Raw genomic sequence first — 20,292 nt, 5'->3', positions numbered from 1 at the left:
GTGAGGAGAATCCGCGGGAGGCGCGGACCTGCGGGGGGTGCGGCATGACGGCTCCAAGTCCGGGGGCGTGCGGGGCGGGGCGGAGGCGGGTCACGGGCCGGTCACCACGCTTCCGAGGCGGGCGGCGCCTGCGGAGCCGAGGCCCGCGCCGCCGGTGCCGAGGTTGACGGAGGCGGCCGCGGTGACCGACGCGGCCGAGCCGCGCAGCGACCACAGCGCTCCCGCGCCGCCGTTCTCACCGGAGGCGGCGACGACGAGGTCGCCGTAGCCGTCCTTGTTCGTGTCGACGATCCGCACGGCCGACCCGAAGGCGTCGCCGGTCTCCGAACTGCCCGCCACACCCGCGGTGTTCTGCGTCCACACGCGGGCGTGGGCGACGTCCAGCAGTCCGGTCGTGCCGCGTACGACGGTGACCGCGCCGCTCCCGTCGTTCTCGCCCGGGGTTCCGATCACGAGGTCGGCGCGACCGTCCTTGTCGGTGTCGCCGATCGCGACGGAGGCACCGAAGCGGTCCTTCGCCTCACCGGCACCGGGTACGCCCGCCGTGTCCTGTGTGATGGTCTGGATGCGGCTGGGCGAGCCCGAGGAGCCGGCGTCGTAGTAGACGGTGACCTCGCCGCCGAGGGAGGCGTCCGGGCTCTGCGAGGGGTCCTCGGGGTTGCCGATGACGAGGTCGGGGGAGCCGTTGCCGTCCAGGTCGCCCACCGCGGACGTGGTGCCCGCGGGCAGGTCGCCGCCCTCGAAGCCGGCCGGGTCCGCGAAGCGGGTGCCGGGGTCGTCGCCGGCCCCGTCGTAACCCCAGCCGCCGTCCCCGACGCCCCGGCCGTGGACGATCAGGCGGTCGTCGTCGGTGCTCGGCAGGTTGATCGCCGTCAACGCGACGATGCCGTACGCGGGGTTGAACGCGAAGCCGTTGCCCGAAGTCCCGGACTGCGCCGTCAGGTCGGCCGGTACGAAGGCGACTTCGGCGTCGTTGGCACCCACGGCGATCGACAGCTTGCCGTCGTTGACCGGGTTGAGGCCGTTGTAGGTGCCCACGGCCAGCGTCCGCCCGTACGCGTCGTGGGACGACGGCCAGGGATCTTGGACCGGCTTCCCCTTCGTCAGGCCCGAGGACGTGCCGTACACGACGGTGACCGAACCTCCGCCGTCGTCGCCCGCGACGTCCTCGCCGGGTGAACCGACGACGAGGTCGCTGTAACCGTCCCGGTTGAGGTCGGACACGACGACGGCCGCGCCGAAGAGGTCACCGGCCTCGGCCGCGCCCGGGATGCCGGTGGAGTTCTGCGTGAGGACGGTGCGCCGGGAGGGATCGATGCCGTGCGCGGTGCCGTAGAGCACCAGCACGGCACCGGCCTTCGCGTGCCCTGCCACGGTGGCGTTCGGGGCGGAGACGACGACGTCGCGGTACCCGTCCTTGTTCACGTCGCCCGGTGTGCCGACAGCAGCCTCGGCGCTCGCCACGGCCAGGGGGGTGAGGCCGGAGGCCAGCAGGGTCGCAGACATCAGCAGAGCGCGTTTACGCACGGGCTACTCCAGGGAGCGTGCAGCGGAACGTGACATGGCGCTGTCATGGACAGTGCTCGCAAGACTCCTTGGATGATCAAAAGGTTGTGCGGGTGGGCGATGTTTTTCCGGCCCGGCACAGAAGCTCCGTACCGGCCACGCGGACCACGCAACCGCCCGGTGGGGTGTGCAGTGCGTGCGCCGGTCTCATGGGTTGGGCGGGCCGTCGACCGGGAAGGTCCGCTACGACAATCTGGGGACGGCGGTCGCCCAGGTGCTGGGGCTTCTCCCGGCATCGCGTCGAGGCCGAGCGCTGAACGGCATTCCGGGGCCCGACCTGCCCCCGCCCCCGAACAGCAACCCGCGTCGTCGGCGGTAAGGGTGACGAGCCTGACCTCGGGCACGGTGCCCTTGGTGCGGAAGATGCCCAGCTTCACCCAGCGGTTGCTGTCGCCGGGTTGGGAGACGGTCTTGCTGCGCCACCCGTTGCCAGGTGCGCGTCGGGCCGCTCTGGCCCAGTCCGAGCCGGAGGAGCCCTGCAGCCCCCGCGGACTGCATGCCGGGGGTGCTGCGGGCGGAGGGGGGTGAGAGTCAGGAGGAGTGCGGACGCCGTTGCTGGAGGCCAGTTCATGCCATGCGCTGGCACGATTGAGGTGCGCGATCTTGGCTGGGCCGACTGACCGGCAGGCTGGTCCCTGCCTACGATCGGCTCATGAGTGCATGGAATTGGAGCTTGGACGCTGCGGGGATTCGAGAACCAGACCTTCGGCGAGATTACGGCGCCCAGCGCGAATCCGTTGCGCGTTTCAGACGTACCTCGTACCTTGCGGCTCGCCTGCTGTTGCCGAGGGACGTGCTGCCCCATGTGGTGGCGGCGACGGCGGTGATGCATCACGGGGACAACCTGCTGGACACCGGCCCCAAGGCCCAGCGAGTCGCGGCGTGGGCGTCGTGGGAGCAGGACGTGCGCAAAGCGCTGGACAGCGGGATGAGCGACGATCCGCTGATCCGCACTTTGCTGCACACCACAGCGGCCCATCCGCGGCTCAGGCAGGTCGTGGAAGAGTACCTGTCCACCGCCCCCGCCGAGTTGGAGTTCGCCGGCTTCGCCACCGAGGCCGACTATCAGGCCTACGTAGACGCCTACTCGCTGCCCGCCTTCATGCTGGTCGCCTCCCTGCTGGGCCCAGACACCGACGCCGGGGAATTCCGCGCCGGGTGCCGGATATTCATCGACGGCAGCCAACGGCTGGACTTCGTCAACGACCTCGCCGAGGACTTGGCAGAAGGTCGTCTGGGCATCCCGACGCAGACGCTGCAACGCTTCTCCGTAACGGTCGAGGACCTGACAGACAGACGTCAATCGCCGGGCGTACGGGACCTGGTGAAGCACCAGGTCGAAACAGCCCGTGCCTCGCTGCTCGCCGCCAGGGCACTGCCCGCCCTCACTGCGAACCCCACTGGAGGGTTGATGGAAGCAGTCGTCAACATCGAGTTGCTCACCGCGGACGCGGCGCTCGCGAGTGGGCCCCAACTGCTGCACCGGTCGGTATCACCGTCTGTTGTGGGCTCGTTACGAGTGATGCTGGGCGCTCGCCGACGTGCTGGCAAGCAACGCTGAACGGAACGGCGTCGGCCCCCAGGAACTATTCGCCACCTCCTGGCTTGTAACCCCTGACGTAGGCAGAAGATCAGCGGGTCGCGCCGCCGACTGCGACGTGGAATGCGGGATCAGCGAGGGCGAAATATCGAGCGGTTCTGCTGGGCTCGGGCGGCTCTCATATGCCAAGAGCGAGAAGAAGAGTTCGGCGGCCATCGGGAGCAACGCTTCGCGGTTGCTCTTGGAGGGGGCGAGCACCAGCAGGGCTATGACCTTGTCGTTCGGCCGCTGGGATTGGCGGATACCGAGGCGGCTCGGCTCGGTCAACTTTTCCACCCTGATGCCGCTGTGCCGCAGGAGTTCGACGATTGCCTACTCCCAGAAGGCGATGTCCTCGGCCACGGTCACGTCGGTTGTCCCGCCCGTGGCGTTGTCGACGGCCCTACGAATCGCGTCGGCGTCCCATTTCGGCCGGTGGAGCAGGTGTTGCATGCCGTCCGGAGTGGCATCGCCCGCGTGCTCGGCCAGGGGCCAGCAGGTCTTCTCGGCAGGTCCGACAGCAGCCAGGAGACCAACCGCCGCACCCGGCGCGACGGGGTTCAACTCGTGAGAACCGGCCGGCGATCCGGCTCATCAGTCCTTCGAATGTCTCCTGCCAGTGGGCGGGCACTACGCCGGCGTCCGAGGCCGCCGCGTGATCATTGGTTGTCCACACAACACCCGATGATCTACGGCGGTCTCGGACGCCACCGAAGCCAGTAGTCGGGCCCCTCGACTCGGTAGCGAACGTCGACACCGGCAACGAACCGCAGCTCACATACGAGCCGACGGGCGCCGTCCGGCGCCACGCGGTGTGGCGCCAACAGCAACTCCAGCTCGTCATAGCGCGCGTCGACTCCGCCGTGGCCCGGATGGCTCTCCTGCCCGACCTTGCCCGCCTGCTGGCGCTCATACCACCTGGCATAGATCGCCCACTGCTCGCGCTCCAGCTCCGCCACCGCCTCGCTTGCGGGCCAGACCTGGTACTCATCGGTTTCATGGCTATGGTCGTAGCCGTACATCTTGAAGTAGTGAGGCTTCCCGCCGATGTCAGCAAGGTCGGCCAACGGTTCGCCGTACCACTCCGACTCGACGTACACACGCTCGAAGCCGTCCGCGATCAACTGCTTTTCGCCCCAGATCTCGCCCACTCAGGCAGGCTATCGGCGAGCAGCCTCCGTATCCATGATCACGATCTACGGCTGGAGTATTGGAAGTGAGTCGAAGCGCGGTGGGTGTTCCGAAGGCGGGTTGGCGGGTTTGTTGTCACTGAGGTCGGCGGCTATGTCCTTTTCCGAGAGTCTTGTCCGCCGAATCCGGAGTCGTGCCCATCGACGGGCCGACGTGGTCGGCGCTCCGGAAGTCGTGTGATCGCGGCGCTCACTGCCAGCCCGAGCGTGAAACCGACGGCGGCGGCGACGCTCTGTGCCCAGGCATTGTCGAGGGAGCCGGGCAGGACGGCGCTGGTGAGCCGGGTGGCGCCCCACAGGGCTGCTACCGCGGCCAGTGCGGCCGGCCAGCGGTGCCGTACCCCGTCGCTGATGTCGTCGACGACGTGGAAGAGGAGCAGCATCGCCATGAGGAAGCTGCCGTCGAAATCATCCCAGCCGAGCGCGGTGAACCCGGCCCCGAAGGCGAGCGCGAACAGCCAGAGCCACACCAGTCGCCGGACGGACGTGGGCGGCTGACGCCTTGCACCATGCCAAGGCCAAAAGAACCGTGTGATGTGCTGGACGATCGCGTACTTCTGCATGACTTGTGTCCTGATCCCCCGGGGTAGCCGACTCCTGCCGGCGCTCAGTGGTAGGACGCACAGGAGCAGGACGCGGTTGTGGTGAAGTGGCGCCGCAGGAAGCGCCGTCGGGGAGCCAGATGCTGTCTCCTGGTGACACAGGGGCTGCCGAGTGAGCATGGGTGACAAGCCGCGTGCTTCGCTGGTGACAACCAGGGCGCTTCGACCGGTCCTGTACACCGGTTCTTCCGGCTCGCCTGGTGACTGCCTCCGGGCTTCGGCTCACATGTCGGTCACGAGTCGTTTCGCGTCGTAGGGGTGGGAACCGGTTCCTACTCCTATGACGGCGACGGCAACGTCATGACCCGCACGGACGCCTCTGGAACCACCCGGTGGGACTACGACAAGCTGAACCTGGAGAAGGTCCGCACCCTGCAGAGCGACGCGCAGACTGCGCTTGCCTACACACCAGGCGGGGACGTCGACTACTACAGCGACCCCACCGGCAAGACCGACTGCACCTGGGATGCCGCGGGCCGCCTGGACTACCTGACTGGGCGAGCGTCTACTGCGTAAGCAACAGGCGCTCGACCTAACGCTTTCCATACAACAGGGCGCGGTGAGCCACGTAGTTGCCCCGGACGGCGTTCTGGACCGCGTCGTCAACGCGGGGCGGAAGCGCCTCGTCGGCCGCCTGCAGTCTGCTTCGACGACGCCGACTGTCGAGCAGATGATGAAGGAACCTCGCTTCGGGAACGACCCCGCATCCACGCAGCCGCGAAACATATCTGGAAGAGGTCGACCAGTATTTGGAGGCGCTCAGGGAAGCCCTCCCGAAATCACTGCCGGGAGTGGCGGCACTCGCCGCACCGCGCTGCGTCTGCACAATCACACGCACATCCACCTCAAGGACGTCCAGGTCAGGCTGGAGTTGCCCGATGGCGTGCTTGCTCTGCCTCCAACAGATCCCGACGATCGGGACAAGAGGAAGCCGTTTTCGAGCGGCCTCCCCAAGGCGCCCCGCCCCTACGGGCCGGTGAAGCGAGCTCCATATTCACCGTGCGGCTGGTGGGCCCGAGAATGGGTGAAGAACTTCTACGTCAGGGCGGTATGGATCGCTGTCTAGGCGTACTCGATGTACGTCTTCCTTGTCGCCGGATACACGGGGTACAAGGGCAAGTGCATTGCCGTGGAGTCATACGGACGCAGGAGGATGTTCAGCTATACGATCAAGTGGGCCGGGCCACCCGTCGGCTGGGTGGAGAGGTGCAGACGATGAGACAACGAGTCCAGAGCCGGACGTTGCTCGCGGGAGAAGCGGCCATGGGCGTAGCGGCCGGCGGTATGGGCGTACTGCTCATCACTGCCACCCAGTACAAGTTGGACGGGCTCTTCCTTGTCGCCTTTCCTGGCAGCAGGCCAACGACCGCCTCACCGGCCGCCTCCTCGGCCCCGCCCCCTAGACAGCCCGCGACAGAACCCGGCAGGCAGCGGCGACGGACAAGGCAGGGTGCGGTGGGAGTTGCGGATGCCGGCCGTTGAGCGAGGCCTGTTCCAAGCCCTCGAGATGCGCCGGCTGCTGGCGTAGGGCCGGACTGCCCATCAGTGCGGGCAAGATGTCGGGTCCACCACCGTGGCCCCGGTGTCGGTACGGCTCGACGATCTCGAGTGACCGGCGGCTGGATCACCGGCGCCGACCCGCCCGAGACCGGATCCGGTGAGCATCCCGGGTGGGCCGAGCCCGGGGGAGAAGCGTGGCCGGGCCCGCGTCCGGCGGCCGAAGCTGCCGCCGTTGTGACGCCCTGAAATGCCTCCGCTGTCCATGCCAGCGCACCCGCCATCCTTGGAGGCGGACCTGCCGCCGCGGCCGCTGCTGACGCATCCGCCGACGGGGCCCTGGTGTGCGGTCGATCGATTCCTGCCGGGACGGGCAGATCAGGGCACCCAGCCAGGCGGCCCGTCAAGGCCGTTTTGTCGCAGGGGAGTTGAAATGGCTGGTGCGCGGCTGGGTCAGTCCCCGGCTGTGTCCGGGCTGCGGGGTGAGGCCGACGGCGTACACCCTCCCACGGATCGACGTCTGTTTCGTCTGTCTGCCTGGCGGCCCGCACCCACCGCCGCCGTGTGTGGCTTGCGGCCACAGCGGCTCCTTCTTCCATCAGGGCCTGTGCACCGGCTGCCACCCCCATTCACCGGACCGTCGGGACTCGTGTCCGGACTGCTCTGTCTGGGGACCAGCGCGGCCTCGCGGTGGCGGTGCGGGGGCTGCCTGGGCCGGCACCGCAAATTCACCTCACAGGGCCCGGACTGCCCCTGCGCATGGTGCGGGCGCTCGGTCGCCATCAACGGGGACCGGGCTTGCCGGTGGTGCTGGCTGCAGCGGTCCCGGTTTGCGCCGTGCGACGGGAGACCTCCACGCCTCCTACGAACAGGCTCTGGGGCTACACCGACGCAGCGCAGCCCAGCTCCCGCCCGCCTGACGAGTCCGAGGACGCGCGCCAGACGGGCCGATTGATCTTTCGCATTTCTACGCGGCGGCGGTGCAGCGACCGCGGGGTAGAGCTGGTCAGGTGCTGGCTGGTGAGGGCGTGCCCAAGGCGAGGAACAGCGGCCGTGGCATCTGGGCCCGGTCGTGTCAGTGCCTCGCCGCATACTGGCGGCCATGCAGATGACGGAGCACGCACTCAAACGGGCCTGGCGCCAGACAGTGGCAGGCTCTGACCTGCTCGATGACGCCATGTTCCCGCCCACCGGCACCTCACGCGACCAGTACACACAGCGCGCAGGCGATCCCGGTGGCCTCTTCCTCGTCCTGGACGAAGACGGCACTGTGCGCGGCTACCGCAGCCCCTACCGGGAAATCTTCACCGCCCAGGACCTCGACCAGGTGCTGTACTTCGTTGCCGAGGAAGCGGTTCGTCGTCTCGCCGAGTACATCGTGGCTCACACTCCGGGCCACGGCCCGGTCACCAACCTCGTCACTGGCCAAGCCCAGATGCTGGACCGGATCAACCCCGCTTGGGGAAGCCGATTCCGCAGCGGCGGCATGGATGGGCCGCAGACGGCACAGCCGTGCGAACGCGACCCGCTGGAACGCCTCGCCTGGATCGCCGGCACATGGCGCGAGCAGGACCCCTACACCAACCTCGCCTTCTTCCGTGGCAAGGGCATCAGCGCCGAGCAGATCGCCCTGCTCCACGGGGCGAATCCCGAACAGGTCGCCGCCGGGACACGCCTGTCGGACCTGCGCAGCATGCACGGCACCGGCCGCGACTCCTGGGACATCGCCTGGGAGAGCTGCTGCTTCGGGCAGGCAGGAGACTGGGCGTTCGTGATGTACCACGAGACACCACCCGGCAGCCGGGCCGACAACGCGGCTCTCTCCCGGCTCGGAGTCACCGAGACCGTGCGGCTGAGCGCCACCGCCGCCAAGGCCATCTACACCTTCGACTACATGCGCGACGGCCGCCGTATCGACGACGACTGGGGTGTCCTGGAACTGATCTGGTACGAGCGGGGCCGCGCCCCCTACTACCGCGGCGGCCAGCTCGACTTCCTCAACCAGGCCGTACGCCGCGCCGAACTGGATCACCCCGAGCTGACCGGCGAATTCGAGTTGTACTTCCACGCTCTGGAAACCGCACTCGGCCTTCAACTGCCCCGGCAAGACATCCAGCAGGAAACTGTCCACGCCGCACAGTGGGTACGCAGCAACGGTTGACGACACCCTCGACCGCTTTGAGGCGTCTTCAAGAAACGTACGGCCTGAACCTGTAGACGGTACGAGACCCCGGGCATCTGCGGCCCGGGGTCTCTCTGTGCTCTGGGATGTTCAGCGGCACACTCACGGAGAACACCTTCGCACTCGACGTGCGCGCCTGCGCGCCGATCTCCTTCAACCAGGCGTTGGCGCCGGCCACTTCGGTAGTCGTGTCGTTCCCCTCTCCCGTGTGGGGACGTGCCCAGCCGCCAAGGCGCCCCAAACGCCGCGCACGCCGGTAGGTTGCCGTGTCACGGGATGGAACGGAGGAACAGCAGGTGCCTGAGCGGAAGACATCGAGTTCGGCAAGTACGGTGCCCGCGGCATCAAGGGCTACGAGGCCGTCGCCCGCCAGTTGGACGCGCTGGCCGGCTACATCGCCACCCCCGTCACCGCCCGGCGGGGCCTCCTGGCCCGCCTGCACTACCTCACCCGCACCCCCCACGCCCGCGCCGCGGCCCGGGCGGCCGGGCTGACCGTTACGGACCGCACCCTGCGCGCCTGGGCGGCCGGCACCCGCAGCCCCTCGCGGAAGAACCTGGAGGCGATCGAGCGGGCCTACCGCACCGTGCGGCGCGAGAACGTCGCCCGCTACCTTCTGTGTGGTGTGGGGTGTTCTCGACTGCTGAGCGTCTCGCCGGAGAGCAGGATTGTCAGTTCCGCTCACGGGTGGCGTGCGACGTAAGCGCGACGGTGCCAGGCGAGGCTGACGGGCATGAGCCTTGTCCTCCCGTACGACGTCGCGGCCGTCCGTGAGCTGGTGGTCGGCCGGTGCGTGCTGCTGATGGGTGCGGCGGGGGCCGGGAAGTCGACCCTCGCCGGGCGGTTGGCGGCGGTGACTGCCGGTACCGGCCTGGTTCCCGCCTAAGTGGGGCATCCGCCCAGTGCGGCTCATGGACGCCTCGTTCGCCCGGGGAGACGAGACAGTGTTACCGCAGGAGCGGAAGTGGCGAAAGGACGACCGCAAATCGGTGCTCTGGCGACATGCTCAGCAACCCCCGAGTAGACTTGGAGTGGGTCCGGCCGCCGGGACCTGTGGAGACGCGAAGGGTGTTCACACACCCAAAGACGGCAGTAGGCCGCCTGCTTGCGCAGGCGGCCTACACCCGTTCGTAAGGACTATGTGCGTCTTAGCACGGGACTTGCGCTGTTCGTGAGTCGCGTCTACGCAGGCCAGCACATTGCGTCGGCAGCGCACCCGCGCGGTGCCAGGCACCACTGGGGCCGCTTCACAGCGGTTGCTGTGGCGTGATCCTCGCCAGCATGCGTTCCAGGGTGCTGCAACTCTTCGCCCGCCGTGACGGCACTGCGCTGCTCGCCGACTGCGCTCAACCCTCCGACACTGCAGCACGCGGGCGGTGACGACCACCGAGGCGAAGCGACCGCCCGCTCCAGAGTTGCTACCTCAGCAGCAACCGACGGGTGCAGTGGCGGGTCAGAAATATCTGACCTCGACTCCTGCGCCCGGAACGGAGGGCGTGGGCAGCGTCCTTGGCGATCGTGGAACGCACTTGCCCATGGTGTGGTGAACCAGTCGCGTACCGCGGCCGCGGCCGGCCCTCGCGCTACTGCGGTCCCGTGCACCGCCGCCATCCCTGGGAACTGCGCAGTGCCCAGGACCGCGCAGAGCGTCCCGTGAGCGACGGCGGCCAGGGGCGCGAACCAGTGCGCGAGATCGTGGAACGCACCCAGACGGTGGTGCGCACCGTCGTGCTGCGGGATCAGGACAAGGTCCCGCTGGCGCGGCCGGTGCGATCGCGCAGTGCTTGGCGAGCAGGTCTTGGACGGCGAAGGCGGTCGCGTCGTCGGCGGCCACGACCTCGACGACGGCCAGCCCCGGCTGTTCGACGTGCGCGTCATAGATCGGTCTCATGCCGGGCATGACGTGCCGGAGCCCGTGAAGGTTCTGGCAAGCGGGCGGGCTTCACCCTCCGGGGGGTCAGTCCGTCTCGCCAGGCGGCGAAAACCGGTGCGATCAAGGCCCGGCGGGCGTCGGACACGTCACGGCGGTACGAACGACGAGCACTCACGCCTCATCCAACGACCGCCAACGAAGCCAGTCACAAAACCATCCCAGAACACTAACTACCTAGATCAGATGCTCTCTTAGAACCCAAGCGCCGCCCCTGGTCCACTTTTCAGCCGTCGCCGACACACGGCGGGAGCGCGGCCACGAGCTGGGCGAAGGAGGGACCATCCCCGCGGGTGCGGGGAGCACGCGGGCTCGAACACATTCCCGGCCTGGTGGGTGGGACCATCCCCGCGGGCGCGGGGAGCACTGAACGAAGTGCCCTCGACGTACCCGACGGTTGGGACCATCCCCGCGGGTGCGGGGAGAACATCCACGGGAGGTCGGCGTCCAGCGTCATCAGGGGACCATCCCCGCGGGTGCGGGGAGCACGGAGTCTTCCCGCACACGGCGTACTTCGAGTGGGGACCATCCCCGCGGGTGCGGGGAGCACTGTGTGTCAGGGGAGGCTGAGCGGTCGTGGGGGACCATCCCCGCGGGTGCGGGGAGCACTGTGTGTCAGGGGAGGCTGAGCGGTCGTGGGGGACCATCCCCGCGGGTGCGGGGAGCACTGGTCGAGCTCCGAGTTCCAGCGGGCGGTCGCGGGACCATCCCCGCGGGTGCGGGGAGCACACCGTCACCGTCACCGGTACCGCGGCGGACCCGGGACCATCCCCGCGGGTGCGGGGAGCACAACCCCGAGTACGCCTGCCAGGTCTGCGGCGAGGGACCATCTCCGCGGGTGCGGGGAGCACGTGCGCGGCGGCCGTGACGGCGTCCTCGCGCTGGGACCATCCCCGCGGGTGCAGGGAGCATACGGTGTCGCCGCTGATCGCGTCGGGGGCCGGGGGACCATCCCCGCGGGTGCGGGGAGCACACGCCCCCGGAGCTCACCGAAAGACATCAGGTGGGACCATCCCCGCGGGTGCGGGAAGCACTTGCAGGCCCTGACCCCTCTCTCTGGCCGACGGGGACCATCTCCGCGGGTGCGGGGAGCACCCGTTCACCGAAGAGGAGACGGCGCAGGCGGAGGGACCATCCCCGCAGGTGCGGGGAACACGGATGGATCATCGAGGCGGACGGCGATGCGGAGGGACCATCCCGCGGGTGCGGGGAGCACGACGTCGAGACGATCCAGCTCTCCGCGGGCGCGGGACCATCCCCGCGGGTGCGGGGAGCACCACGAGAACGCCCGCCCCGCCGGCGGCGGCCAGGGACCATCCCCGCGGGTGCGGGGAGCACGTTCACGATGCCGTGGAGGCCGCTCTCGGGGAGGGACCATCCCCGCGGGTGCGGGGAGCACCGGTGGACGTTCTCCCGGCCCTCGATCGTCGAGGGACCATTCCCGCGGGTGCGGGGAGCACTTCCTCGACACGATCAACGAGTACGGCACCCAGGGACCATCCCTGCGGGTGCGGGGAGCACGGCATCGTCAAGGGGCTCCAGTCGCAGCAGAAGGGACCATCCCCGCGGGCGCGGGGAGCACACCGCGACTAGGGTTCTCATCTCCCGCAGGGTGGGACCATCCCCGCGGGTGCGGGGAGCACAAGGCCGACCAAGAGGTCTAGTACCTGGCTCTGGGACCATCCCCGCGGGTGCGGGGAGCACTGCGGGCCCCGAAAACCCGTGTGTACCTACTCGGGACCATCCCCGCGGGTGCGGGGAGCACCTGAAGGAGGAAGCGAAGAAGCTCAAGCCCGAGGGACCATCCCCGCGGGTGCGGGGAGCATTCCCGGAGGTGAAAACCTCCGGGGCGGTCTACGGGACCATCCCCGCTGGTGCGGGGAGCACTGATGTGTCCGCCCGCGTACGTACAGCGGCCCGGGACCATCCCCGGGGATGCGGGGAGCACCCATGCTGAATCTGCCGCTCGACACCCAGCACGGGACCATCCCCGCGGGTGCGGGGAGCACGACGAGGCCGTACTGATCATCGACGGCGTGTAGGGACCTCCCCGCGGGTGCGGGGAGCACATCGGCGACAGCGTCGCCGCCGCGTGGCAGGAGGGACCATCCCCGCGGGTGCGGGGAGCACAGCGATGAGATCAGTGCCGACGGCCTCATCACGGGACCATCCCCGCGGGTGCGGGGAGCACATCCGCTCACCTTCGGTGGTGGTCTTCAGGTAGGGACCATCCCCGCGGGGTGCGGGGAGCACAAGACGCGGGACGTCGTCCAGGCCACCGGCCAGGGACCATCCCCGCGGGTGCGGGGAGCACTGCTGTGACGGTCGGGGGGCCGCTTCCTTGCTCGGACCATCCCAGCGGGTGCGGGGAGCACATATTAGGCATCGTCATCGGCGGGGGTGCCGCGGGACCATCCCCGCGGGCGCGGAGAGCACAACTCGTCAGCGGCCAGTCTGCCGCTCTTCTTGGGACCATCCGCGCGGGTGCGGGGAGCACCCGACCACCCGACCGGGCTCCGGCTCGCCCGGGGGACCATCCCCGCGGGTGCGGGACGCACCGTACGGCTACCTCCGGAACATCATCCTGGACGGGACCATCCCCGCGGGTGCGGGGAGCACGGGGCAGGCCGGCGCCCTGTCGGGCAGGGCGCGGGACCATCAGCCGCGGGTGCGGGGAGCACTAGAGGCCTTGGGTGTCGACGCGTACGGCCTGGGGACCATCCCCGCGGTGCGGGGAGCACTGCATCGGACTGCTCCGATGGGACGCCGGCGAGGGACCATCCCCGCGGGTGCGGGGAGCACGCGATCTGGCTCACCGGCACGGCCTTGCCCGCGGGACCATCCCTGCGGGTGCGGGGAGCACCGTCCGAACGGGACGCCCTCGAGAGCACGCTGGGGGCCATCCCCGCGGGTGCGGGGAGCACGACTGGTTCGTCTGGATCGGCAGCCGTGCTGCGATCCGCGGTGGTCGGCAGTAGCAGGGCCTTGATGTCGTCAACGCAGCGGTCCAGTAGGGATGTCTGGTTGATCCGATCCCGCAGGGCACGGCGGGTACGGGCGCCAACGTCCTCGTCGTCGTCGGCAGAGACGTCGAAGGCGAGGGGGATGCCAATCTCAGTTTTGTACAGATCGGCGATGTCGAGGACAAAGGACAGTGTGTGCCCGGAGTGGACGAAGCCCAGCGCCGGGGTGCAGGCGAGGGAGGCTACGACGGCGTGGGCGATGCCGTACATGCACTGTGCGGAGCAGTGATGGCCTGGTTGACGGCGTCCCCGCTGGTGAAGTCGCCCGGGGGTGTAACGGTGGCCGCGCCAGGGGACACCGGTGCGGGCGGAGTGCTCGCGGTAGCAGTCCTTCACCCGGCGGCCCTCGCGGCCGAGTAGCTCCTGCCGGGTGAGGCCGGCGGGGTCCTCGTCGGGGAAGCGCAGCGCGTACATGGCCCGTGCGACGGCAAGTCGGGTGCGGGGATTGGCCCACTTGGCGGCCTGGGCCTCGGCGAGAGCAGCGGAGCGGGTCAGGGCGCGGCCGCCGGCGTGGTAGCGCACTCCATGCTCGCCGACCCAGGCGACGGCCGCTCCTGTCTCGCCGAGGACGCTCATCGCCTGGTGGGTGATACGAGTGCCAGGACCGAGGAGGAGAGTTCCGATGGTCGCGGACGGGATATGGGTCGTGCGTCCGCGTCCTGGGCGGTGATGGCGTTGGCGTCGCGGTGGATGAGGCACCGTTCAAGGTAGATGAAGGACAGGCGCTCACCAGTGCGAGTCAGGTGCCTGGGGTAAGCGCGGGGCGTTGGCCGACGGTGGTCACGACTCACTCGGCCCTGGCGGGGAGAGGGACCAGGGTCATCAGCCCGCAACCGTACGCCTTGGCCTTGCCGATCCCTTGGGTGAGCGTGGTGCGCAGCCGGTCGGGATCGGTGACGGTGAGTCGGCCGTCGTAGGTGACGGTGACTAGGGTGACCTGATGGGACTTGGAGGCGTTGCCCGATTGCCTCTTGGGGAAGGACAGGTTGCGCTGGTCGCGGACCATCAGTTGGTACCGGTCGCCGTGGTGCGGCCGGTTGTGGTGGGTGGTACCTGCGGGCAGGAGGCGTTTGTCCGCGGGCTTCTCGCAGATGAGGAAGCCCCCGCGTTCCTGGCGTCGCTCGTCCAGCAGCCAGTCCATCTGGTGGATTGTGGTCAGGTGTGCGGTCCGCTTGGTCGGCTCACCCGGCTTCCTGCGGATCTGGTGGACGGGGTTGGCAGTGAGACGGAACGCCCACACGCTCCCCTCGGTCAGCCGGTTGAGGAACGGGGCGTAGGGGCGGCTCTGCCAGCCAGGGGCTTCCGGAGTGGCTGCTGCGGGCCAGCCAGCCTGTTCGACGAGGTGGGTCATGTCGGGCTGGTCGGGGCTGACGACGTACACCAGGACCTCGGCGGCCGCGTTGCGGTCCAGCCTCCACAGCACCCGCGGCCCGTCAGTTGTGCTGTTAGCGGAGGGCAGGAGGTGGGGAAACGACGACATCACCGCCGCGTGGAGCGACTGCGGGGAGGAAAGAAGGCGACGGGCCCCGGGGCGTGCGGTGTTGAACCGGAAGCGGGACAAGTACATCAGTTGCTCTCCTCCAGGGCGGCGAGAGGGTCGTGCTCGGGCACACGCGCCGTTGCAGCTGTGACGGCCTGGGCGTCTGGGTGGGGTACTTCTACCGTCTCAGTGGCGACGGGGCGCAGGGCGTGTCGGCGGTGGTCGGCTGCGAAGCTGAGGGGCTGGTCGCGCAGGAGATCTGCGCCGTCCTCGTCGGGGCCGGCCTCGCGCAGCACGGTCAGGTGGATGGTGGGCTGTCGGCTGTGTCCTTTGCGGTACCAGGGTGCTGCCTGCCACGGCTCGTCTCGCAACGCCTGGGCGAGGTTGGCCCCGTGGTGGACTCCGAGCCGCACCGGGCGGGCCGGTGGACAGGAGCGCCGGCCGAGGAAGGGCGGGTGGACCGGAGCCCGCAGCGCGGCGTCAAGTTCGTCGATGAATTCGTCCGCGCCCTCGACGGCCGCCACGAACACGGCGTCGGCCAGGTAGTAACGCTCGGACACGGGCATGGACGCCTTCGTGATCTGGTGCCGCGCGATCTGGTAGTCCCGTACGCGGGCGCCGGGCTGGTCGATGCGCACCCCGAAGCGGAGCGCGGCCAGGCGGGCCAGTTGGGTGTCGTCGCTGCGGTCCATGCCACGGGCGGCGGCGAGCAAGCCGATGACTCCGCTCTTGGTCGGAGCTGACTCGGTGGTACGGCGGGCGAACCGGGCTGAGGCCCCCCCACGCCTGCAGGGGGCCGTCGAGCCGCAGGGTGAGCACGCTCATGCTGGCTTCTCCATGCGCTCGGCGACGGCGCTGCCGACAGCGTCGACGAGCGCGGTCAGACTGGGCATCTCCTCGCCGGCACCGGCCAGCTTTTCGGTGGCGGAGCCGATACGCAGTACCCAGGTGCGGGTGGACTCCTCGCCGCCGTAGGCGCGTTCGATCTCGGGGATGTAGGCGGCGAGTCGGGCGGAGGCCTCACGCAGGTGCCCGCTTCCGGACTCGGCGGTTACGGGTTCCTCGAAGGCAGCCACGAAGCTGATCGGCCGGGTGGTGCGCAGCGTGATGACGATGGCGTCGGGCAGCGTGTGGTGCCCAAACGTGTTGATCTTCCCGGTCGGCAGGGAGGCGATGAAGGCGTGCACGAACGCCTCGACGGCGCGCCGCACGGGGGTGGCGGCCGACTGATCCTCGCGCAGGCCCTCGCCGAGGTTGGCGGCGAGCTGGTGGATGCTGACGGAGGCGTAGCGGTAGAGGGTGGCGGAGTTGAAGTCGACGGTGCCGATCATGCCCGCGCCGCTCTCGGCCTCGGTGTTCTCGTCGTCGACGGCGGTGAAGTAGTCGGACTCGTTCTCCACGCGGTGCATGCTGATGGCGTGAGCGACCTGGCAGGCCGCGTCGACGTTGAAGTCGGTGGAGTCGGCGACCATGCGGCCGAAGAGGGCGATGTCGACGGAGTGGCCGGTGTCGGCGATCTGCTTGGCGCGCGCCTTGTTGTCCTTGTCCTTCAGGTAGGCCGTTATGTCGGAGGCTCCGTCGATGGCGAGAGCGGCCAGGCCGTCGAGCTGCCGGGCGCTGAGGAACATCAGGTACTTCGACCTGGGTGTCTCCTCTGCCTGTTCCTCCTCTGCCGCTGCTTTCGCCTTCGCACCGCGCGTCTTGCGCTCGGGGACGGCCAGCTTCATTCCGGTGGCCGCCTCGATGACGGCGGCGGCCAGGCGCAGGGCGTCGGCCTCGGCGATCGAGGTGTCGAGGCCGGTGATGCGGGCGGCGAGGAGCTCGGCGACCTTCTTCGTCCGCACGCCCAGTCGAAAGGCATGGGCGCGTCCTGCGGGATCACCCAGGGGTCGGGATAGCGAGCGTGACAACCTGTGCAGCGCGCCACGAATGGACCGAGGTCCGGGTTCGTGAGAACGCTGTAGTGGCTGGAGGTCTGAGCCGGGAGCGAGTGCCCGTTTGCGGTGTTCTCCAAGCCGGGCCACCGCGGCGAGCACTGGCATGGGCGCTCCACCGCGAATGGGTCGCTGTCGGGCGTCCTGGTCGTGGCCTTGAAGAGCTTGGCGAAGCTCTCGCGTATCGACACGGCAGCGGCCTTCCCGTCACGGCGCCCGCCTCTCGGGCCCCCAGACAGTAGCGGAGGTCGGCGTAGCCACGGGGTGCTGAGCGCTTGCACCAGGACTTTGTAGGGTTTTGTCGCTACTTGGCCGTCGAGGGCGAGGCAGTAGCCGTCGCCGATCTGGAGGGCGCCCGGGTTCAGGCGGTCGGGGTCGATGGACTCTAGCGGCCCGAAGGCCTTGATCTCGAGCGCCTTTGCCGTGGGCAGCGGCAGGTCCCGCAGATGAGTATCCGAGAGCGGCACCAGCTGGTCCTTGGCGCACTCGTAGCCTTTGCCGATCACCGATTGGGCGACCGCGGTTTTCCGAGTCGTGTTACGAGCGCTACGAGGGTGCACGGCAGCACGAACCAGTCGCGGTTCATGCTGCCGTGGCACTTACCCGGGAGACTGGAGTCCGCGTTGGTGCCTGATGGCGACTGCCCTGGCCATGCCTTGGCCGAGTGGATGGGTAAGAGGAGAGCCTTGCCCTTTGAGTACCTTGACCTTGGCAGGCGTGGCGGTTGCCACGCCTGCCGCGAAGGGGAGGGCTAGAACTTCTGCCAGCATGGCGTTGACTCCGGCCTCCGGGAAGGGGGTGATCGCGTGGAACGCCTCGTCCCCGTAACGCTCCAGCCAGTCCTTGTCGACGACTACGGTCAGCCACTCTCTGGAGGACTGGATATGGACCTTCTGTGCGCCCAGGGTCAGAGCTTCGGTGGCGATCATGCCCGCTAGCTCGATGGCGTCGTAGTGACCTGAGCGAAAGAACTGGTTCTCGTTCCTCTGTAGATGAGCCATCGTGTCCAGAGGGGCGATGTCGTCAGGGTGATATTTCAATGCTGCCCTCCTGCCTGAGTCGGTGTAGAGGCCGAAGGCCGATGGGGGAATGATCAGGCCGCGACTGTTCGGGAACAGATAATTTGCTGCGTTGTGGGTTGGTGCTGCCAAGGTTCGGCAGCAGTGGTTCGGGGGTTACGCAAGCGTGCTGCGAAACGAGCAGCTGGGCTGGCTGCTGGAACAGTAGACGTTCGTCCGGACGACATCAGGTCAGTGTGTTGTAGAAGGCGAGTTGCTGGCCGCTCCGGCTGCATGCTCCTGCTGCCTCGGTGTCCTCGCTCCAGGCCGCGAGGGCGCGGGCAAATCCCCGCCTGGCACCTCAACTGTGCCGCCAGCACCTTCCTGCAAGCGTCAGGATCGGCAGGCGCTGATGCTTTCGACCAGGTCCGGGTTCGTAAATTCGCTGCTCCGGGCGGTCGAGAATTGAGTCGTGTCTGCGTTGGTTTGGGGTGCGGAGCAGCGTTCGCCACCTCTCCCGCCGCAGCAGCCCCAGGGCGCAGAGCGGCACCAGCGTCGCGTACCAGTTGTCGTCAAGCTGCAGACCCCTGCTGGCGCATTCGAACCTTCGTTCTGTATGGGGCTACCATGAATGATGCATGTGTGCGAATTGATGAAAGGGAGGGTCCGGTGGCCTATGAACTTGAGAAGCGCCTGGTCATAGGCATCGCCTCCAGCGCGCTGTTCGACCTGGCGGAGGCGGACGTCGTCTTCCGTGAGCAGGGGGAGGAGGCCTACCGCGCTTACCAGGAGCAGCATCTGGACGACGTGCTGGGCACAGGAGTCGCCTTCCCATTCATCCGCCGACTGCTGTCCCTGAACGATCTATCACCCGAGGACCCCCTGGTCGAGGTCATCGTCCTGTCCCGCAACGATCCCGACACCGGCCTGCGGGTCATGCGGTCCATCAAGTCTCACGGACTGCCGATCACCCGGGCCATCTTCATGCAGGGGCGCTCGCCCTACCACTTCATGCCCGCTCTGAACATGTCCCTGTTCCTGTCCGCGAACGAGATCGACGTCCGCGAGGCCGTTGCTCTCGGACTACCGGCCGGCCGCGTCCTGGGACCCGCAGCGGCTGACGAGGGCGAGGACCACGATCTGCGGGTCGCCTTCGACTTCGACGGAGTTCTCGCCGACGACGCCTCAGAGCAGGTCTACCAGGTCGACGGCATTGAGGGCTTCCGCTCCCATGAAACGATGAATGCGGCCACTCCGCACGATCCAGGGCCACTGCGGGACTTCCTGGCCAATGTCAACCGGCTCCAGCAACGCGAAGAAGAACAGCGCGCGAAAGACCCCACCTACAAGATCCGCGTCCACGTCTCTCTCGTCACCGCCCGCAACGCACCCGCCCACGAACGCGCGGTGCGCAGCCTGAAAGACTGGGGCGTGACCGTCAACGACGCTTTCTTCCTCGGCGGTATCGACAAGAGCACGATTATGCAGGTTCTCAAGCCCCACATCTTCTTCGATGACCAGGTCAGCCACCTGGCCGGCACCGCCCGCAGCACTCCCAGTGTGCACGTGCCCTTCGGCGAGATGAACCAGCGCGACAGCCCGCCTCCCGCCGACGCGCATGGGTAAGCTCTGAAGGAGGAGCCGCGGCCCACAGTCGTCAGTCGCGCCCGCACTGGGGTCTCGCACGGTGGGGCAGACAAGGGTGGAAGCACGTCTCGCCGCCATTGGTGCGGAGAGGTGCTGTTGTGGGTTATGCGAGTTCGACTGCTCGAAGACCTCGGCATCGCCCAAAGTGGCGCACGAGTGCTCCGCAACCCGCGCTTCCAGTTCGCTCTGGAGCAGCTCAGTATCGGAATTCAGGAATCTGGCGACGTCGATTCCTGAGTGGGGCTGTGCCAGTCGGCCTGGCCCTTCGCCCGGTTCGACGCGGCTACGCCGCCAGCAACGCCGGCCGTGAACGGGACGACGACCAGGCCGTGGCGCTGACCAAGCCCGTTAACAGCAACTGCCGTCATGTCAGCCCATCGGCGGTACGAGACGCACGTCACACCAGACCCGATGTCACGGTTTCCACGCCCGCCAGCACTCCCTTGATGTAACGCGCCCACCCGGGGTTGATCTCTTCGAGGGCCTCCATACGGCTCTCTGACAGCTCCCCGACGCTGGAGACACCCGTTTCCCCGTTCGCGTGGCGCACGGCGTTCTCACGGCTCCTGCGGGCTGCGGCGCGCATGTTTTTGGCTCATACGCCGATCGGGAACCGGTCTCCGCCCCACACGGCGGTCGTGGGCGGCGGGCAGTGCCCGCGCAC

13 protein-coding genes, 5 pseudogenes and 2 CRISPR repeat arrays are annotated in these 20,292 nt (G+C 68.5%); of the genes and pseudogenes, 6 read left to right on the top strand and 12 right to left on the bottom strand.

The genetic code is table 11. The features are described 5' to 3' along the window. Positions 1–90 precede the first annotated feature (90 nt). Positions 91–1,506 carry an integrin alpha gene (locus tag AOJ26_RS19240; protein WP_053849541.1) on the bottom strand — a complete coding sequence of 472 codons (1,416 nt, stop codon included), beginning with the start codon at positions 1,504–1,506 and terminating at the stop codon, positions 91–93. A 712-nt stretch (positions 1,507–2,218) separates the two neighbouring features. On the opposite strand from AOJ26_RS19240, the gene AOJ26_RS19235 reads away from it, so the two are divergent. Continuing rightward, a complete protein-coding gene (locus AOJ26_RS19235) occupies positions 2,219–3,127 on the top strand; it encodes a squalene/phytoene synthase family protein (protein ID WP_053849540.1) in 909 nt (302 codons plus the stop codon). 423 nt (positions 3,128–3,550) lie between these two features. Here AOJ26_RS19235 and AOJ26_RS19230 read toward each other — a convergent pair. From AOJ26_RS19230 to AOJ26_RS19220, 3 genes and pseudogenes are all read right to left on the bottom strand, one after another. Beyond that, positions 3,551–3,740: pseudogene (locus AOJ26_RS19230) on the bottom strand (IS701 family transposase); the annotation flags it as partial. A gap of 94 nt (positions 3,741–3,834) precedes the next feature. Beyond that, positions 3,835–4,296, bottom strand: coding sequence for a hypothetical protein (locus AOJ26_RS19225; RefSeq protein WP_053849538.1), 462 nt, complete (start codon positions 4,294–4,296; stop codon positions 3,835–3,837). Between the two features lie 131 nt (positions 4,297–4,427). Further along, positions 4,428–4,898 carry a hypothetical protein gene (locus AOJ26_RS19220; protein WP_234358608.1) on the bottom strand — a complete coding sequence of 157 codons (471 nt, stop codon included), beginning with the start codon at positions 4,896–4,898 and terminating at the stop codon, positions 4,428–4,430. A 297-nt stretch (positions 4,899–5,195) separates the two neighbouring features. Here AOJ26_RS19220 and AOJ26_RS19215 point away from each other — a divergent pair, with 297 nt between their 5' ends. The 4 genes and pseudogenes from AOJ26_RS19215 to AOJ26_RS43515 all read left to right on the top strand — a co-directional run bounded on the left by AOJ26_RS19215 (position 5,196) and on the right by AOJ26_RS43515 (position 9,502). Next, a complete protein-coding gene (locus AOJ26_RS19215) occupies positions 5,196–5,453 on the top strand; it encodes a hypothetical protein (RefSeq protein WP_053849537.1) in 258 nt (85 codons plus the stop codon). A gap of 2,083 nt (positions 5,454–7,536) precedes the next feature. Continuing rightward, the gene (locus AOJ26_RS19210; RefSeq protein WP_053849550.1) at positions 7,537–8,595 is read left to right on the top strand and encodes a hypothetical protein; all 1,059 of its coding nucleotides are present in this window, start codon (positions 7,537–7,539) and stop codon (positions 8,593–8,595) included. Between the two features lie 334 nt (positions 8,596–8,929). Next, positions 8,930–9,235, top strand: a pseudogene (locus AOJ26_RS19205) (transcriptional regulator); the annotation flags it as partial. A gap of 114 nt (positions 9,236–9,349) precedes the next feature. Further along, positions 9,350–9,502 carry a hypothetical protein gene (locus tag AOJ26_RS43515; protein WP_159044323.1) on the top strand — a complete coding sequence of 51 codons (153 nt, stop codon included), beginning with the start codon at positions 9,350–9,352 and terminating at the stop codon, positions 9,500–9,502. Between the two features lie 567 nt (positions 9,503–10,069). Here AOJ26_RS43515 and AOJ26_RS44445 read toward each other — a convergent pair. From AOJ26_RS44445 to AOJ26_RS19175, 7 genes and pseudogenes are all read right to left on the bottom strand, one after another. Further along, entirely contained in the window at positions 10,070–10,507 is a 438-nt protein-coding gene (locus AOJ26_RS44445) for a DUF6207 family protein (RefSeq protein ID WP_053849536.1), read from the bottom strand. Positions 10,508–10,823: 316 nt separating this feature from the next. Next, positions 10,824–11,702: a CRISPR direct-repeat array (repeat unit 29 nt; unit sequence GGGACCATCCCCGCGGGTGCGGGGAGCAC). A gap of 91 nt (positions 11,703–11,793) precedes the next feature. Beyond that, positions 11,794–12,737: a CRISPR direct-repeat array (repeat unit 29 nt; unit sequence GGGACCATCCCCGCGGGTGCGGGGAGCAC). A 388-nt stretch (positions 12,738–13,125) separates the two neighbouring features. Continuing rightward, positions 13,126–14,268 carry a type I-E CRISPR-associated endonuclease Cas1e gene (cas1e, locus tag AOJ26_RS19195; RefSeq protein WP_218780925.1) on the bottom strand — a complete coding sequence of 381 codons (1,143 nt, stop codon included), beginning with the start codon at positions 14,266–14,268 and terminating at the stop codon, positions 13,126–13,128. Between the two features lie 88 nt (positions 14,269–14,356). Further along, positions 14,357–15,136: a type I-E CRISPR-associated protein Cas6/Cse3/CasE gene (gene cas6e / locus AOJ26_RS19190; RefSeq protein WP_053849535.1), complete on the bottom strand. Its 780-nt coding sequence runs from the start codon at positions 15,134–15,136 to the stop codon at positions 14,357–14,359. After that, positions 15,136–15,874: pseudogene (gene cas5e, locus AOJ26_RS19185) on the bottom strand (type I-E CRISPR-associated protein Cas5/CasD). Before cas5e ends, cas6e begins: the two are co-directional and overlap by 1 nt. Beyond that, a pseudogene (gene cas7e, locus AOJ26_RS19180) lies at positions 15,871–16,899 on the bottom strand (type I-E CRISPR-associated protein Cas7/Cse4/CasC); the annotation flags it as partial. The pseudogenes cas7e and cas5e, both read right to left, overlap by 4 nt. 365 nt (positions 16,900–17,264) lie before the next feature. Continuing rightward, a pseudogene (locus tag AOJ26_RS44440) lies at positions 17,265–17,543 on the bottom strand (Ku protein); the annotation flags it as partial. A 39-nt stretch (positions 17,544–17,582) separates the two neighbouring features. Continuing rightward, the gene (locus AOJ26_RS19175) at positions 17,583–18,134 is read right to left on the bottom strand and encodes a hypothetical protein (protein ID WP_143663534.1); all 552 of its coding nucleotides are present in this window, start codon (positions 18,132–18,134) and stop codon (positions 17,583–17,585) included. A 516-nt stretch (positions 18,135–18,650) separates the two neighbouring features. On the opposite strand from AOJ26_RS19175, the gene AOJ26_RS19170 reads away from it, so the two are divergent. Then, positions 18,651–19,607: a 5'-nucleotidase gene (locus AOJ26_RS19170; protein WP_234358607.1), complete on the top strand. Its 957-nt coding sequence runs from the start codon at positions 18,651–18,653 to the stop codon at positions 19,605–19,607. A 418-nt stretch (positions 19,608–20,025) separates the two neighbouring features. Here the strand turns inward: AOJ26_RS19170 and AOJ26_RS43510 are convergent, their stop codons facing one another. Further along, a complete protein-coding gene (locus AOJ26_RS43510; RefSeq protein ID WP_086724093.1) occupies positions 20,026–20,214 on the bottom strand; it encodes a hypothetical protein in 189 nt (62 codons plus the stop codon). Positions 20,215–20,292 lie beyond the last annotated feature (78 nt).

Source organism: Streptomyces sp. NRRL B-24085 (assembly GCF_001282115.1).
Taxonomy (GTDB): Bacteria; Actinomycetota; Actinomycetes; order Streptomycetales; family Streptomycetaceae; genus Streptomyces.
This window is presented reverse-complemented; position numbering and strand designations above follow the sequence as displayed.

Coding starts and splice junctions, on each gene's coding strand:
- AOJ26_RS19240 (WP_053849541.1), bottom strand. CDS start 1,506: ATGTCTGCGACCCTGCTGGCCTCCGGCCTCACCCCCCTGGCCGTGGCG.
- AOJ26_RS19235 (WP_053849540.1), top strand. CDS start 2,219: ATGAGTGCATGGAATTGGAGCTTGGACGCTGCGGGGATTCGAGAACCA.
- AOJ26_RS19220 (WP_234358608.1), bottom strand. CDS start 4,898: ATGCAGAAGTACGCGATCGTCCAGCACATCACACGGTTCTTTTGGCCT.
- AOJ26_RS19210 (WP_053849550.1), top strand. CDS start 7,537: ATGCAGATGACGGAGCACGCACTCAAACGGGCCTGGCGCCAGACAGTG.
- AOJ26_RS43515 (WP_159044323.1), top strand. CDS start 9,350: ATGAGCCTTGTCCTCCCGTACGACGTCGCGGCCGTCCGTGAGCTGGTG.
- AOJ26_RS44445 (WP_053849536.1), bottom strand. CDS start 10,507: ATGAGACCGATCTATGACGCGCACGTCGAACAGCCGGGGCTGGCCGTC.
- cas6e (WP_053849535.1), bottom strand. CDS start 15,136: ATGTACTTGTCCCGCTTCCGGTTCAACACCGCACGCCCCGGGGCCCGT.
- AOJ26_RS43510 (WP_086724093.1), bottom strand. CDS start 20,214: ATGCGCGCCGCAGCCCGCAGGAGCCGTGAGAACGCCGTGCGCCACGCG.